At 64.7% G+C, this 15,573-nt stretch carries 15 protein-coding genes; 4 read left to right on the top strand and 11 right to left on the bottom strand.

Annotation, left to right across the window (positions count from 1 at the left end; all coding sequences use genetic code 11):
* The first annotated feature begins 10 nt into the window (after positions 1-10).
* From J7643_03855 to J7643_03840, 4 genes are read left to right on the top strand one after another with little or no spacing between them, the layout of a single operon-like run.
* Positions 11-3,646 (top strand): phage resistance protein, encoded by a 3,636-nt coding sequence (locus J7643_03855; GenBank protein ID MBO9539709.1) that lies wholly within the window; start codon positions 11-13, stop codon positions 3,644-3,646.
* The gene (gene pglZ / locus J7643_03850; protein ID MBO9539708.1) at positions 3,643-6,291 is read left to right on the top strand and encodes a BREX-2 system phosphatase PglZ; all 2,649 of its coding nucleotides are present in this window, start codon (positions 3,643-3,645) and stop codon (positions 6,289-6,291) included. Before J7643_03855 ends, pglZ begins: the two co-directional genes overlap by 4 nt.
* Complete coding sequence (brxD, locus tag J7643_03845) at positions 6,288-7,625, top strand: BREX system ATP-binding protein BrxD (GenBank protein ID MBO9539707.1); 1,338 nt, start codon at positions 6,288-6,290, stop codon at positions 7,623-7,625. Before pglZ ends, brxD begins: the two co-directional genes overlap by 4 nt.
* Positions 7,622-9,721, top strand: coding sequence for a DEAD/DEAH box helicase (locus J7643_03840; protein MBO9539706.1), 2,100 nt, complete (start codon positions 7,622-7,624; stop codon positions 9,719-9,721). The genes brxD and J7643_03840 overlap by 4 nt, the downstream gene beginning before the upstream one ends.
* 16 nt (positions 9,722-9,737) lie before the next feature.
* On the opposite strand, the gene J7643_03835 is transcribed toward J7643_03840, so the two are convergent.
* From J7643_03835 to J7643_03785, 11 genes are all read right to left on the bottom strand, one after another.
* Positions 9,738-10,178 (bottom strand): hypothetical protein, encoded by a 441-nt coding sequence (locus J7643_03835; GenBank protein ID MBO9539705.1) that lies wholly within the window; start codon positions 10,176-10,178, stop codon positions 9,738-9,740.
* Positions 10,179-10,211: 33 nt separating this feature from the next.
* Positions 10,212-10,487 (bottom strand): hypothetical protein, encoded by a 276-nt coding sequence (locus J7643_03830; GenBank protein MBO9539704.1) that lies wholly within the window; start codon positions 10,485-10,487, stop codon positions 10,212-10,214.
* A 103-nt stretch (positions 10,488-10,590) separates the two neighbouring features.
* Positions 10,591-11,106: a D-alanyl-D-alanine carboxypeptidase family protein gene (locus tag J7643_03825; protein ID MBO9539703.1), complete on the bottom strand. Its 516-nt coding sequence runs from the start codon at positions 11,104-11,106 to the stop codon at positions 10,591-10,593.
* 118 nt (positions 11,107-11,224) lie between these two features.
* A complete protein-coding gene (locus tag J7643_03820) occupies positions 11,225-11,635 on the bottom strand; it encodes a hypothetical protein (GenBank protein MBO9539702.1) in 411 nt (136 codons plus the stop codon).
* A gap of 23 nt (positions 11,636-11,658) precedes the next feature.
* Positions 11,659-12,135 carry a hypothetical protein gene (locus J7643_03815; protein MBO9539701.1) on the bottom strand — a complete coding sequence of 159 codons (477 nt, stop codon included), beginning with the start codon at positions 12,133-12,135 and terminating at the stop codon, positions 11,659-11,661.
* 17 nt (positions 12,136-12,152) lie between these two features.
* Positions 12,153-12,551, bottom strand: coding sequence for a hypothetical protein (locus tag J7643_03810; GenBank protein MBO9539700.1), 399 nt, complete (start codon positions 12,549-12,551; stop codon positions 12,153-12,155).
* A 64-nt stretch (positions 12,552-12,615) separates the two neighbouring features.
* Complete coding sequence (locus tag J7643_03805; GenBank protein ID MBO9539699.1) at positions 12,616-14,103, bottom strand: hypothetical protein; 1,488 nt, start codon at positions 14,101-14,103, stop codon at positions 12,616-12,618.
* Between the two features lie 31 nt (positions 14,104-14,134).
* A complete protein-coding gene (locus tag J7643_03800; GenBank protein ID MBO9539698.1) occupies positions 14,135-14,386 on the bottom strand; it encodes a hypothetical protein in 252 nt (83 codons plus the stop codon).
* A 3-nt stretch (positions 14,387-14,389) separates the two neighbouring features.
* Complete coding sequence (locus J7643_03795) at positions 14,390-14,785, bottom strand: hypothetical protein (protein MBO9539697.1); 396 nt, start codon at positions 14,783-14,785, stop codon at positions 14,390-14,392.
* Between the two features lie 2 nt (positions 14,786-14,787).
* On the bottom strand, positions 14,788-15,081 hold the full coding sequence (locus J7643_03790) for a hypothetical protein (protein MBO9539696.1): 294 nt from the start codon (positions 15,079-15,081) through the stop codon (positions 14,788-14,790).
* Positions 15,065-15,571, bottom strand: a complete 507-nt coding sequence (locus J7643_03785; protein MBO9539695.1) for a hypothetical protein — start codon at positions 15,569-15,571, stop codon at positions 15,065-15,067. Before J7643_03785 ends, J7643_03790 begins: the two co-directional genes overlap by 17 nt.
* Between the last annotated feature and the right edge of the window lie 2 nt (positions 15,572-15,573).

Raw genomic sequence — 15,573 nt, 5'->3', positions numbered from 1 at the left:
AGGCGTTCACATGACGACTATCAACGAAATCTTCTCTATCCCCGAGCGCGTCCACCAGGGCGACTTCGTCCTCAAGCTCACCGACGGCGTGGTTCACCCGGAGGCGACCCTCGGGTCCTACGTGGTCACACCCCAGCTCGCCAAGTGCTTCGAGCAGGCCATGAGCCTGGTCAAGAGCGGGCTGGATGCCAACACCAGCAAGGGCGCATACCTTCATGGAAGCTTTGGTAGCGGTAAGAGCCACTTCATGGCGGTCCTTACCCTGCTACTGCAGAACAATCCGACTGCCCGCTCTGTCCCTGAGCTAGCGGGTGTTGTCAGCCAGAGCAATGCGTGGACCGAGGGCAGGAAATTCCTCGTCGTGCCCTACCACATGATCGGGGCACGGAGCCTCGAGGCGGGCATCCTGGACCAGTACGCCAAGTACGTGGCCAAGGTCCATCCCGACGCCCCCACCCCGGGCTTCTACCTGGCCGACGCGCTCTTCCGCGACGCCCAGGCCCTGCGCGCGCGCATGGGCGACGAGGCCTTCTTTGCCGCGTTAGGATCGGATGAGGACTCCGGCTGGGGCAGCCTGGCTTCATGGGATGCGGAGACCTTCGATGCGGCCCTCAGCGCCCCGGCGACCTCGGACGACCGGACACGCCTAGTCGGTAAGCTGGTGGACACCTTCTTCCAGCAGGCTAAGGACCTGGCGAGCCACACGGACGGAGGCTTCGTCTCCCTGGACGAAGGCCTCTCCATCATGTCCAAGCATGCGCAGTCCTTGGGCTACGACGCGGTCATTCTATTCCTCGACGAGCTGATCCTGTGGCTCGCGAGCCATGCCTCGGACATCGACTTCGTCAATCGCGAGGGCCAGAAGGTCGCGAAGCTGGTGGAGGCCCAGTCTTCGGAGCGCCCCATCCCCATCGTCAGCTTCATCGCGCGCCAGCGGGACCTGCGCGAGCTGGTGGGTGAGCACCTGCCCGGCGCCGAGCAGCTCGGCTTCGCGGACGTCCTCACGTGGTGGAACGCCCGCTTCGACGAGATTACCCTTGAGGACCGTAACCTCCCGGCCATCGCCGAGAAGCGCGTCCTCAAGCCCAAGTCCGAAGAGGCCCGACGCATCCTGGACGAGGCCTTCGCCAAGACCGCCAAGGCTCGGGAAGAAATCATGAGCACCCTGCTCACCCGGAATAGCAACCAGGACGACTTCCGCAAGCTCTACCCCTTCAGCCCCGCGCTGGTCCGGGCATTAGTCTCTCTCTCGTCGGTCCTGCAACGCGAGCGCACGGCGCTCAAGCTGATGATCCAGCTTTTGGTCAACAAGCGTGATACCCTCGAAGTGGGCGAGGTCGTGCCCGTGGGCGATCTCTTCGACGTCATCCAGGAGGGGGCTGAACCCTTCTCCAAGGGGATGCGCCTAACCTTCGAGACGGCCGTGAAGCTCTACGAGCAGAAGCTCAAGCCCATGCTCGAGGAGGAGCATCAGGTCACCGCCGAGGCTGTGGCCGATGGCACCGCTCTAGCTGACGTCGCCAAGCGCTTCACCAACGACGCCCGCTTGATCAAGACCCTGATCCTGGCGAGCCTGGCTCCGGACGTCGAGGTGCTCGGCAACCTCACCCCGCTGCGCCTCGCTGCGCTCAACCACGGCACGATCAAGTCTCCGATCGCAGGACAGGAGGCTCAGATTGTCCTGCGCAAGTTCCAGGCATGGGCGGCGAGGGTCGGTGAGATCAAGATCTCCGGCGAGGGGCCAAACCCGACCATCGCCCTCCAGCTCTCGGGGGTCGATACCGATGCGATCCTCGAAAACGCCAAGAGCGCGGACAACACCAGCAACCGCATCGCCAAGATCAAGGAGTTGCTCTTCGAACAGTTCAAGGAAGTGGCCCAAGAAGGCTTCTTCAACCGCAAAGAGATCCTCTGGCGGGGCACCCGGCGCACGATCGATTTGACGTTCGCCAACGTCCGCGAAATGACTGCCGAAGCTCTGAAGACTCAGTCGGAAGGCTGGCGGGTGGTCATCGACTACCCCTTCGACCGGGACGACCATGGCCCGAAGGACGATCGCGCCAAGGTGCTGGAGGTTCAGGAGTCGGGCGAGGCTACGCGCACGCTCGTGTGGCTACCATCCTTCTTCAACCGGCCTGCCATGGAAGACCTTGGCAAGCTGGTCGTGATTGAGTACCTGCTCCAGGGGACCAAGCTACAGGAGAACAGCGCCAACCTCACCCAGCTTGAGCGTGAACAAGCAAGACTCCTGCTCGACAATCAGCGCCAGCAACTGCGGCAGCGCATCATCAACTGCTTGCTCGAAGGGTATGGCATCGCTCAGATGCGGACCAACGGGATCGATCATGCGCTCGAGCTCGATGAGCACTACTGGTCCCTGATGCCGGGCTTCAAGCCCCAACCGCCGGTAGGGTCCGGCTTCCAGGACTGCCTTCAGCATCTGTGCGAGCAGGCCCTCGATCATGACTATCCCGACCATCCCCGCTTCGAGACGGAGATCAAGCGCCCCAGCCTCAAGAGGGTCCTGGAAGTCGTACTGAAGGCCACCCAGGAGAAGGACGGCCGCATCGAGGTCGATCGCACTGTCCGGGATGAGATGCGCAAGATAGCCGTTCCCCTCAAGCTCGGGGCCATGGGCGAGACTCACTTCGTTCTGGGCGACGAATGGAAGAGCTTCTTCACCCGAAAGTGTTCCGAAAAGGGCATTGCGGCTCCGTCGGTTCGACAGCTGAGGGAGTGGCTCGATGAGCCGCAACCGCGCGGCTTAAGCACTGAGCTGCAAAACCTCTCGATCCTGGTCTTCGCTGCCCAGACCAACCGGATCTTCCACATGAACGGCGTCACCGTGACGCCCTCCATGGAAGACCTCCAGAATGCCTACGAGCTGCGCGAGCAGGCGCTACCCGACGAGGAGACCTGGCGTGTGGCAGCCAGCCGTGCAGCCAACTTGTTCGGCTCGACGGTGTCGTCCTTGCCCAGCGCCACCAACGTCGCCAAGCTCATCGAGGAGCTCAAGGCCAAGCCTCAAGCTCTCCAGATGCCTGTGAGCCTCTACCTCAAGGAGCTCCAGACCCGTCTTGCAGAGCGACGGCTTCAGCCTTCCGACTCGGCACGTCACCAAACGGCCCAGGCCGCCCACGGCCTGTTGAGCGCTCTGAGCACGGCCGGCAAGGACGCGGTGGTCGAGACCTTCGCCAAGACTCCGCTCAACGTCCCCGAGGCGGCTCTAGCCGTCGCGATGGCCAAGGCCGAGGCGCTGCACCGAACCCTCGAGGGGGGGCCATGGAGCACCTTCGAGCTCCTGACCAACGTTCCCGAGGAAAAGGCGAAGCCCGTCTTCGATCTCATCAACGAGGCGTTGCGCTGTGACGAGCATGTCCACAAGCTCTCGGACAAGCTCAAGGAGGCTGAGCGTCTTACCCACCGCATCCTCAAGGAGCTGATCCCCCCGCCCCCGCCTCCCGCGCCTCCCCTGCCGAAGGGCAAGAAGCGCCAAGTGGTCCAGCCCCGACAAGAGAAGGTCGCCATGCCAGCCGCCGAGGCTGCCACGCTGCTCATGGACCTCGTAAACCAGCTGAAGTCGGCTCCCCCCGAGACCGAGATCGACATCACCTGGGCCGTTTACCAGATGGTGGAGGCTAAGTGAGCGCGCTTTCGGGTCCCCAGCTCTCGGCCCTCATTGCCTCGCTTCGCGCCAAGCGAGCGGATGCCTCCGTCATCGGGGTCCATGCGCCGGACGGCTGGCAAGGGGCTTCGGAGCTCCGGGTCGGAAACGAGACCTGGACGGTAGCCGTCTGCGAAACACCGCTGGCCGTGTCGGTTGCCCTATCTGAGCGTCCAGAGGCATCACCAATGGCCGTCCTTACCCGCTTGACCGAGGCCGACCTCACCCAAGACATTCTGGTCCGGTTCCCTCGCCGCGAGCTCGTAAGGCTCAAGCCGTGGGAGCTGGTGCAAGATCGCTTCCGGGCCAAGCAACTGGACCCGCGCCTGATCAAGCACACGTGGATGGCTGAATGCCTCTTGCGCCTCGAGCCGCTCGGCGGCTATCCGCCGTCTCCGGCCGGCATCTTGAGCCTGGATTCAGCCTGGGATCAGGTGCTGAAGCTGGAACTGGGACTATCGACGGGGCGGCCGGACGCCGCTATGGTTCTCGCGTGGAGCCTCGATCCGCTCGCGATGGCGCGATATGGCGCTCTCGAGCCAGAGGTGAGAGCGGCTATCCGCTCACGCTTTGCCGAGACCGCCGGCCCGCTCGGGAACGTTCTGGGCGCAGCGCTAGAAGGCGCCAGCCGCGACAAACTCATCGCCATTGGGTGCGTCTGCGAGGTCCTCTTCGCTTCGCAGGCGATGGCCGAACCGGATGGTATCCGTGCACAGGGCCGCCTGGAATCCCAGATCGGGGATGCCGCCTTGACCCCGGAGATGGCAAAACAGTGGGCAGTTGCAGCCATCGGGCTCCTGGACGACTTGTCCGAGACGCAGGCACGCACGACGCTGCAGCACGCGGAGTGGCTGCTTGCTGACCTCAAGGCGGAAGGCTTCGCTAGCTTGAGCTCCGTGCTGTCCATGGGCTTCCACGCGCGCCTCGGCCTCTTCGCCGATCGCCTCGAGGCAGCCGCCACAGGCAAGTCGCCGGCATCGGACGTGGCATCTCTCTTGCAGGAAGTCGAGGCCCATCGGGATGCGCGGCTTCATGCCGAGCGCCTTGAGCGCCTCAAGATGGCCGTTCGGCTCGCACGCTACGTGGAGCGCAACCCGAGCGTTGCGGCGAGCGCCTCGCTTTCCCAGGCCGCCTCGCGCTACCGGTCGGAAGAGAGCTTCGTCGACTGGGCGCGCTCGCAGCTCATCGGTGGCGATGAGCATGCGGGCGTCTCGAAGGCGATCTCGGTCCTGCTTAAAGCCGTCAAGTCGCGGCGCGAAGCCCAGAATCGGGAGTTCGCGTGCCTGCTTGCAGATTGGAACCTCGCGCCGACAGCGAGCCCGGACCTGATGCCCATTGAGCAAGCCCTTACCGGCCTCATGGCGCCCCTCGCTGAGCAGGCGCCCTTGCTCGTGGTGGTGCTCGACGGCATGAGCATGGCCGTTTTCCGCCCTGTCCAGGAGTCCGTGGAGCGCGCCGGCTGGTGCGAGCTCGGAGACCCGCAGGGAAGACGCTTTCCCATGCTCTTGACCACCTTGCCCAGCGTGACCGAGTGCGGGCGTTCGAGCTTGCTCTCAGGAAGCCTCAAGCTTGGCAAGAGCGCCGACGAAAAGAGCGCCTTCGAGACGCATCCCGACCTAGTTCGCCTGGCCCCCTCGGCACCCCCATTGCTCTTTCACAAGGCGCAGATCCAGGACTCCGCCGAGTTTGGCCTGGCCCCGGATCTTAGGGCAGCTATTTCGGATCGACGGCGCCGGGTGGTGGGCGTGGTGCTCAACGCCGTGGATGACCACCTCGCAAAGTCGGATCAGGTTCGCTTGCGCTGGCGACTCGACCAGTTCCGGGACCTTGATGCTCTCTTGCATGAAGCCCGGCAGGCAGGCCGGATCGTCGTGTTGACGAGCGACCATGGCCACATCCTTGAGGACGGTACGGCCTTGCTGCCGGGAGATGGTGCCGAACGCTGGAAGTCGGGAGGCGTGGCTCCCGCTGACGGTGAGCTTGAGGTCCGGGGGCCACGGATCCAGGCCCTTCTCGGCCGACCAGACATGCTTGCGCCCTGGAGCGAAGGTGTTAGGTACGCGGCCAAGAAGAACGGTTACCACGGCGGTGCAACACCGCAGGAGATGCTTGTGCCCGTCGGCGTGTTCGGAGCGGGAGTGCTTGTAAGCGAGGAGGCGTTGGCGTTCAAGCCGCTCCCTTCCGATGTGCGCCCTTCTTGGTGGTCCGAGTGGGAGCCTGTCGTTCCGGCTGTTCCCGCAGCCAAACCCGCCAAGAAAGCGGTCCTGGATCCGACCGCCTTGCCCCTGTTCGCACCGTTTGCTGCGCCACTAGACTCCGTGAGTTGGGTGGAAGCCTTGCTCCAGTCGAGCGTTTACGCGCATCAAAAGGCACGCGCCGGCAAGGCGGGCCTTGCGGAGGATGGCATGCGGAAACTGCTGGCCGCCTTAGACAAGGCCAACTTCGCGATGCCTCGCTCGCAGCTCGGACAGGCCTTGGCACTCTCCGAACTGCGCCTGCGGGGATGCCTGACCGCCGCCATGAAGCTCGTCAACGTAGAGGGGTTCCGCATCCTCGACCTGGATGAGGCGGCTCAAATCGTCACCTTGGATCTCCCCTTGCTCAAGAAGCAATTTCAGCTGCCATGACCTACGACCTCGATCTTAGCCCCCAACGTCGGGGCGAACTCCTCGATGCCCTGCGACGCGGCACCGTGCCGGCCACGGGGCTCGATGCGCTGGCTAATGGCCTCGAACGATTCGTTCCGGTCCTCACGGAAGAGCTCGGAGTCTTGCGCTCGGGACGGGGCCTCTTCAAGGCGCTCCGCGGTGATTACGGCTGTGGGAAGACGTTCTTCGCCCGATGGTTCCAGGAATATGCCAAGCGAGAGGGCTTCGCGGCCGCCGAGGTCCAAATCTCCGAGCAGGAGACGCCGTTGCATCGCCTGGAGACGATCTACCGGCGACTCATCGAACATCTAAGCACGGCGGACTGTCGCCAGGGGGCGCTGCGATCGATCATCGACGGCTGGTTCTACACGCTGGAGGAGGCGGTGCTCGCCAGCGGGGAAGTTTCCGATGATGACGAGAAGCGCCTGCTCGCCGCCACCCATGCGCTCATGGAAAAGCGCCTCGTGGAGGTGAGCCGATCGGCGCCGGCATTTTCCGCCTGCCTGCGAGCGTACCGCGAAGCCGTGGCCTCCGGCGACAATGAGACGGCCGAAGGCCTCATCGCATGGCTTGGAGGGCAACCCAACGTTGCGGCGAGCGTCAAGCGACAAGCGGGCATCAAGGGGGATCTCGACCACTTCGCGGCCTTGAGCTTCTTGCAGGGGCTGCTGGTCGTCCTGCGAGACTCGGGGCATGGGGGGCTCGTGCTTGTCCTCGACGAGATCGAGACCTTGCAGCGCGTCCGGTCGGATGTTCGCGAGAAGAGCCTCAATGCCCTTCGACAGCTCATGGACGAGATCGAGGCGGGGCGCTTCCCTGGCCTGTACCTGCTCATCACGGGGACGCCCGCCTTCTACGATGGCCCCCAGGGGGTCCAGCGTCTCGCGCCCCTCGCCCAGCGCCTTCACGTCGAGTTCCTGGATGATGCGCGCTGGGACAACCCCCGAGCCGTCCAGATACGCCTCCCGGCTTTCGATATGGCCCGGCTGCAGCAGGTCGGACGGCGGGTCCGCGACCTGTTCGCCCAGAACTCGGCGCACGCCGATCGGGTCCAGACCCTGGTCGGAGACGACTATGTCGCAGATCTCGCTGCATCGGTGACGGGGAAGTTGGGGGGAAAGGTGGGGGTCGCGCCACGAATCTTCCTCAAGAAGCTCGTCGGCGAGGTCCTGGACCGCGTGGACCTCTTCCCTGACTTCGATCCCCGTCGCGACTATCGCCTCAACCTCTCCGACTCCGAGCTCTCGCGTGTCGAGCGCGCGGCGACGGAGGGGGGCAGCGTCAATGCCATCGAGCTCGAGCTAGAGATTTGAGTCCCTTCGACCGTCTACACGCAGCCGTCCAGTACCACGTGGTCAACTCGCTCGGTTGGGCGAGCCTGCGCCCCATTCAGGAGGCTTCGATTCCTCCAATCATGGACGGACGGTCCATCCTCTTGCTCGCTCCGACGGCGGGCGGAAAAACCGAGGCAGCCGTCATACCCATCCTCTCGAAGATGCTCAGCGAGGAGTGGCATCACCTGTCGGTGCTCTACGTGTGTCCGATCAAGGCGCTGCTCAACAACCTCGAACCACGCATCCAGCAATACTGCTCGCTCTTGGGGCGCCGTGCAGCCCTCTGGCATGGCGACATTTCCGACAGCCAACGTCGGCGCATTCTCAAGGATCCGCCGGACATCCTCCTGACGACCCCCGAGTCGCTCGAAGCCATGCTCATTTCCACCCGTTGTGACCATGAGGTGCTTTTCGGGGGGCTCCGGGCCATCATCATCGATGAGTTGCATGCCTTCGCTGGAGACGATCGTGGCTGGCATCTTATGGCGGTGCTCGAGCGACTCGGACGACTGGCGGGACGTGACTTGCAGCGGGTGGGGTTGTCAGCCACCGTCGGCAATCCCGAGGAACTGGCGACCTGGCTGGTTGGGGCCGAGCGTCCGGCTGCACAGGTGGTGAAGGTGGAAGGAGTCTCTTCACAGGCCCCGGAGGTCGTCATCGACTACGTGGGATCGTTGGAGAACGCGGCGCTGGTCATCAGCCGCATGCACCATGGCGAGAAGCGTCTGGTGTTTTGTGACAGCCGGGCCCGCGTCGAGCTCCTGGCCGCCTCATTGCGCCAGCTGGAAGTGGAGACCTACGTCTCACACGGATCCTTGGGGCTTGATGAGAGGCGACGGGCGGAGGCCGCCTTCGCGGCAGGAACGAACTGTGTGATCGTCGCGACCAGCACCCTGGAGCTGGGGCTGGATGTGGGAGACCTCGACCGCGTCATTCAGATCGATGCGCCGCGAACCGTCTCCTCCTTCCTGCAGCGCATGGGGCGAACCGGGAGGCGAGCCGGTTCGCGGCGCAACTGCCTCTTTCTCGCAACGGACCCCGACGCGGTCTTACGCGCAGCAGGGCTCCTGCGGCTCTGGCAGCAAGGCTTCGTTGAACCTGCCGTTTCACCGCTTCATCCGTGGCACCTCTTCGCTCAACAGGTGATGGCGCTGGTGCTGCAGGAGGGCGGTCTTGCGCGCTCAGAGTGGCACGACTGGCTGCACTGTATGTCGGCCTTTCATGCGATGCCACCAGAGGCCGTCGCCACGATTCTCGGGTTCATGATCGAGTCCGAAGTCCTGTTCGAGGATGAGGGGCTGCTTGGGTTCGGCAAGCGTGGCGAGCAACTGTTCGGTCGGCAGCACTTCATGGACTTGGTCTCAGCTTTCACGGCCCCCCCGCTGTTCGTGATCCGGCATGGGCGCACAGAACTGGGGCAGGTCCATCCCTCGTCATTCCAAGAGCGCGAAGGACGCCCGCCGACGCTGTTGTTGGGGGGCCGGAGCTGGGTCATTCTCGAGATCGACTGGAATGCCCGGATTGCGTGGGTGGAGCCGACAAAGGAGGGCGGTAAATCGCGCTGGGAGGGATCCTCGCTCGCGCTACATGCCCCCCTTTGCCGCTCGATTCGTGCCGTCTTGGCGGGTGATCACGTGGAGGAGTGGCTATCGAATCGGGCTCGGGAGCTCTTCGCCAAGGTCCAGAGCGACCATGATTGGTGCCGAGAGGGCGAGACGGCGATCGTTCGGGATGTTCGGGGCCGCGTTCGGTGGTGGACCTTTGCGGGCATGCTCGCCAATCGCATGCTTGCAAATGGATTAGAGGCCCAAGGGCTGCCGGTTCGGAGCTTGGACAACTATTCGATTTCCTTTCGAGACGCGGATCCAGAAGCCGTTCGGGCGGCCCTATCGAACCTTTCTCCGGATAGCCTCACGCCAAATGTACCGGAGAAGGCGATTGATGAGTTGAAGTTTTCGGCCGCCCTGCCACCCACCATTGCCCAGCATGTTCTGGGCGAACGCTGGTCAGACTTGAATAGCGCTCAAGTTGCACAGGGTGAACCAAGCCGAGTCATCTATCACGCGACCAAGTGATAGCTTCGCGGGACTGCTAGCTCGGAATTAGCTTTGAGGCCGACGAAAAGGCAGCCTTGATCTTCTCAAAGTCCGCCATCGGAATCCTGCGAATTCCTCCGGCAAAGGATGCCCACCAGTTGACCTTGTTCGAGGCGAACGCCAGATCGTCGATCAGCGACCAGACATCGAGCCCTTGGCCACTTGGGAAGACCTTGAGCTCAATGCCGACTCGATCGGGATAGAGGCCGCCCTCGAACAACGGCTCGTCGTCAAGGAAATAGGGCTTGGTAACCTCTCCGAGCGCTCCAAAGACCTTTTCGCCGCGAATGTATCCCACAAGCGCGTCGCCCGGTCGCATCTGAAGCAGGACCCCTTTGGCGTTCAGTCCGAACACGCCGTGCTTGGCGCACCGCTCCATGTTGGTGCGGTCGGCGACGATGATCCAAGCTGCGTTCTCTTGTTCCTTTGTAGACATGCAGGCTCCAGCACGACGTCATAACGAGCCACCTCATTTTACCAGATCTCGCTGTGGCAAGGCAGCCTGGGCGACCGCCACCAGAGAGTCGACCAGGACCCCGAGAACACCCGAATTGGTGAACACGGCGATCGCCCACTCGGGGATACCGAGCTGACCAGCAAGCCCCGGCAAGCGGGCTTGCACATCGGCGATGACCTTCGCCTTCTTCTGCTCGCCGGTGCCAGGGCCGAGTGCATCCTCGGCGATGACGATCAGGGAACCGACCAGAGACAGGATCTTCAGGATCGAGGGGAAGATCGCGTTCAAAGTGGACCATCCTTTCCAAAGGAGCATGGGGAGCGAGGGAGAGCAAAGGGCGGCCGTCAAGGCCGCCCACCAGGCGTATTCATGATTCATCGAGGACCTCTTGTCAGGCGCGGCCCCACCTGGCCCCGCGGCGGAAGTGAGCGGGGTCGGGGTTGGGGTTCAGGTAGTGGGCCCGGTCGAAGTGGACGAAGCTCTCGTACAGGCCGAGTCGGCAATCGCCACTCAACAGCTTGGCTACGAAGTCCCGGAAGGCCCGTGGGGTCATGGCATTCTGGTGGCAATCCAGGGCCGCGGCATACTCATGGGGGCTAGCTCCGGGCGGTGCGACGCGCTTGGCGGCCTCGGACCTGGAACCGTACTTCGCGACCGCAGCCTCGAAGAGCCGTTCCTGGTGCTTGCGGCAGCGATAGCCCGACGTCACCTTGATGGGCTGGCCAAGGGCCTCTCGGATGGCCTTGAAGCCCCAGGCGGTCTCGACCAGCAGCTTGACCTCGCCGCCACAGTCGGCGCACGGGTCACCCGCGTCGTCGTGGCACCGCACCTCGCTGAGCAGCAGGTGGCACTTGGTGAGATCTCCGCCCGGCCCGCAATCGGCGGCGGTGTAGAATCGGTTCGGCATGGGCGCTCCTTTCCGTGCAAGTCCCAGCAATGCAAAAGGGCCAGCCCGACGGCACAGCCCCAAAGTCCCTGGAGGATGATCCCGATGCCAAGCCACAGCTCGGCCGTCTCCGCCCGGCTCATGGGCCGTTGCGGAATAGACTTCCGCCGACGTGGCGCATGACGCTCCAGACCATCAACGCAGCGCCGATGAGCCCCCCGACGATGGCTGACGCGATCGCGCGGACGATCCCCCCGGTCCACTCCCGGCGAACGAGGCGCTTCGCTTCCTGGCGCTCGGCAACCTCGGCTTCGGCTGCTCTCGCAGGGGCCTGCTCGAGAACGGAGACGCGCCGCTCCACGGCTTCCGTCCGCCCCATGCCCTCGCGCTGCGCGTGCTCGAGGTGTGTGAGGCGGCGCTCGTGGTCCCGATGGCCCTCGAGCAACCCGGGGGCGCCCGTCCTCACGTCTCCGAGGATGGCGCGGTGCAGGTCCTCCACCATTCCCTCGATGCGGTGGAACCAGGCCTGAGGGCCCTGTTCTTCCGGCATGAATCGTCTCCTTTCTCCGAAGGTCAGTTCACCTGGACGATCCAGCTCGACAAGGAATGGCAAATGGCCAGCATCGAATGCCTCGGACCGGCCTGGGCGTTGTTCGCTCCGAACACCGTCACGGTGTCGGATCCCGTGGCGGCCAGCGTCACCGTGTTGGATCCCACGTTCCAGACGAATAGCAAGCGACCGGTGGGGGTCTGAGCTGCCGGGGGAAGCCAGAGGGTGGTCGTGCCCGTGGCGAAGACCTGGCCGGCCGCGGCCGGGAAGTTCCCCGTCTTCGTCACGGCGACTCCGACGATGGTCAGGTTCGCCATGGAAACTGCGCTGGAAAACGCCCCCGTGGTGCCGGCGATCGCCGAGAAGGCCCCATTGCGCTGACCATCGACGATGGTCGTTCCTCGAACCTGGTACAGGGGGGCATCCAGCGGGTCCAGAAAGGTCGAGCCGCCAAGCAGCATGGACACCAGGACCAGGCCCCAGCGACATCCGAAGGTCATCCTCATTCCATCACCCCTCACTGGCACCCGCTCAGCAGCGCGAGCGCGGTCTCCTCGGCCTCGATTGCCGCGCCGAGCGTGCGAATCTTTCGCTGTGCGGCTTCCCAAGCTCGCCGCAGCTCGCTGCGCTTGAGCTCGTACTCGCTCTCGAGGCTCTCGAGCTGGATAGCCAGCCCATACGCATCCCCTTTGAGGATGAGGACCTCGGCGTGCTTTTGGCGCAGGCGATGCTCGATGCCGGTCGACGCCGTCCGGACGCCCGTTGCATCGACGGTCTTCGTGGGCGCCAGAGGGCCGGCCGAGACGACGGCGGCAGGACCGGTGGGCACTCCTGCCTCGGGATCGACGATGACGTTGGGTTCGAGCGCGGGTCGGCGCCTGCTCGCCTTGGGCGAGGTGGGTTTGACGTGGTTCATGGCGGCTCCTCATGAGGGGAGGGAGCCCCACCTCGGTGGAGCTCCCTCTCGATCGGTTCGCGGATCAGGCGATGCGGGCCGACACCGGCTCGATGAAGATCTCGTACTGATCCTGGGTGGGCGGGTCCGAGAACACGAGGGTCAGGTTGTCGGCGTCGGTGAGGTAGGGGAAGATCCCCATCACCTTGTTGTCGCTGCGCCGCTTGAGCACGGCCACGACGTTCTCGACCCCCAGGTTGTGGTTGATGACGTAGGTCGTGTTCACCCCGTCCCCGATCTTGGCGGTCATCGTCGCCTTCATCTCGGGCTTGATCCCCATCGGCGGCACGAAAAGGCCGGTGGCATCGGTGGCGAGGCCCGAGTCGGCCGGGAGACGGATCTTCAGGCTGTCGCCGTCGAGACCCAACCCACCGGTCGACAGCAGATCGGCTCGAATGTCGTTGCCGACGAGCTGCACGCCCATGCTGGCGCTGAGTTCGGCACCCGTGATGAACTGGGTCCAGGTCGCGATGCTCGTGCCCACGACGAAGGGCGTGTCGCTCGTGGCCGACAGGTAGTACCACCGGCCACCCAGCGTGCCGTACTGGACCGGGACCATGACCATGGTGTCGAATTCGGCGGCCTCGTCCATGTCGCTCGCGCGCACGAGGGACGCGGTCTGGGCACCTGAGTCGACCGAGATCTGGGCCGAGGCCGAGCCGGACCCCGTGTCGATATCGGTCCCGACGGTCGTCGAGCCGGTGCCGTTCCACCCGTCACCGAGCGTCAGCACGACCTGGGAGGCATCGGGGAACGTGGCCGTGACCGTCGTGATCCCTACGGCCAAGCCGCCGAAGGTGCCGCTGCCAGCCGCGGTCTTGCTCCAGCTGTTCGGTCCTCCCGACACGAACAGGTCATAGGTGAACGTCCCGTTGCCATCGTAGGAGAGGTGCATGTCGAGGGTGTAGGAGCCGGCGGCGGGCGCGGGCGATCCCGGAGCGACGGCCGTGAACGCGGGCGCCTTGAGGTCGGGAATGGGTTCCGCATGGTAAACGGTGCCACCTGCGGCGAGCGCGACACTGCCACCTCCACCGCCCGAGATGGATGCGATCGTGTAGAGGCCGGCCTTCACGCTTGACGAGAAGATGCCGACTCGCTGACCGACCTGGTCGGCGCCGTCGGCCCCACCGAGGGGCAGCGATACGGCCGCCAGGTTCGCGGGATCCGTCGCGATGGCCGCGAAGACCGGACGCTTCCAGTCGATACCGGCGATCGCCGAGCCCACCGTCGCCTGCACGAAGGCCGTGGTGGCCAGCTGAGCGGAGTTGTTCCCGGACGTCGGCGTGGGGGCCTGGGGAGTGCCCGTGAAGGTCGGATTCGCGAGCGGGGCCAGTAAGGCCTCGGCCGCCTCGGCACGCGACGTCTCTGCGTCGGTGTAGGCCTGGGCGGACGCGAGGGTGGCGGCGTCCTGGGCCTGCACCCAGCTCTTGCGGGTGGCGTGGTTGGGGTTGGTGGGGTCGTGGTTGGGCAGCAGGACGGGGGACAACATTTCGAGGTCGTCGGAAAGCGGCATGCGAGACTCCTTTTCGCGAGAGGGGTGGGGGTCAAGTGAGGAGAGCCAGACCGGTGAAGGGCGCCGAGGTCACGATCGTGACGTCAAAGGCCGGGGCGGGGCCGAAGAGGATGGTGGGATGGACCACCTTGAGGCGTCCGCCGCCCCGGTCGGCGAGAACGGTCACGGTGTTCGGCCGGCGGCCGAAGCCGTGCTCGACGACGAACGACGTCGAGGGCGGGGACAAGGGGAAGTCGAGCCGTGGCGGCTGGACGGTCTGACTACCGTCGCGAGAGATCAACATGGGTTACCTCGTGCTCTGAATCGCCGAGTTCACGGCGGGACGATTCGGGCTCCCCGGCCAGGTCCGGTCGACGGTCACGTGGAAGTACGAGGCGATGGGCAGGTCGAAGACGTCACCGCCGGGCCCGGGGAGGCGCTTCTGGTACTGGGCGCAGGGGGCCCAGAGATGACCGTCCGGGCTCGACCAGAGGGTGGCGTTCACTTCGTCGGGGATGGCGTCGCCATTGAGCCAGAGCGTCCAGGTCTGCCGAAGGTAGCCGCCTTGATTGGCGCTCGGCCCAACGATCACGCCGGCCGCCGCATCTTGGGTAGTCAGGTAGACCAGGCTGCTCTGCTGGAGGCCTCCCGGCCCGCCGTCGTCATCGGGGCAGGGATCCAGGACTGGATTCAGGGGCCCCACGGTCAGCCAACATGGGTGATATGGACGTCGGGCGCGTCACCGTCCGGTTCGGCGCTGGCCTTCCTGAGAGCGTGATCGGCCATCAGGCGGATGCGTTCCTCGAGCGCGGAGGCGAACACGGGGTCGAGAGCGACGCCCGAGGCTTCGGAGATCTTGGCGACCTGGAGCATGAGGGCCTTGAGCTGCTCGTCCCGTAGGGGCTCGAATCGCTTCTGCGTGTCGGCGCGGACGTCAGAGTGGGTGATAGTCGGATCGATCCAGGTGAGGCCCTTGGCTGCGTCATACTGCCTTCGCATTGATGACCGTTCCCTTCTCGAGCGCCCAGGCTATGCGCAGCGGGTTGTCCTGGAGGTACCTGCTGAAGGCATCGAGCTTGGCGTCAGGCTCGTTGGACGACACCTCGATGGTGTGGCCGCTCGCCTTGGGATCCGTGTAGGAGTAGATGGAGACGACGCGCATGCCCGGATCGAGCCAGGTCCCCGTGCCCACCGGCAGGTCAGCCATGAGCAACAGGCACCGGGTCGTCCACATCTCCTTCAGGAAGGCCTTCCGAGCCTCCGACACGGTGTTCTTTTCGCCCGGGAAGACCCCGATGGAGACGCTGCCTGAGGGGTCCGACCAGACGTAGACCAGAAGGTCGCCATCGCCGTAGCGAGTGCGGATGTCGGCGGTGGTCAGCTCGATCTCGGCCATCAAGGCACCCGAGACCTTCAACGCTCCGGTCGCAGGGTCGAAGCCCACGTCGTACGCGACGGGCTCTTGCTGGTAGCAGTGGAAGTGGATCATTC

This window comes from bacterium (assembly GCA_017744355.1).
Lineage (GTDB): Bacteria > Cyanobacteriota > Sericytochromatia > S15B-MN24 > UBA4093 > JAGIBK01.
This window is presented reverse-complemented; position numbering and strand designations above follow the sequence as displayed.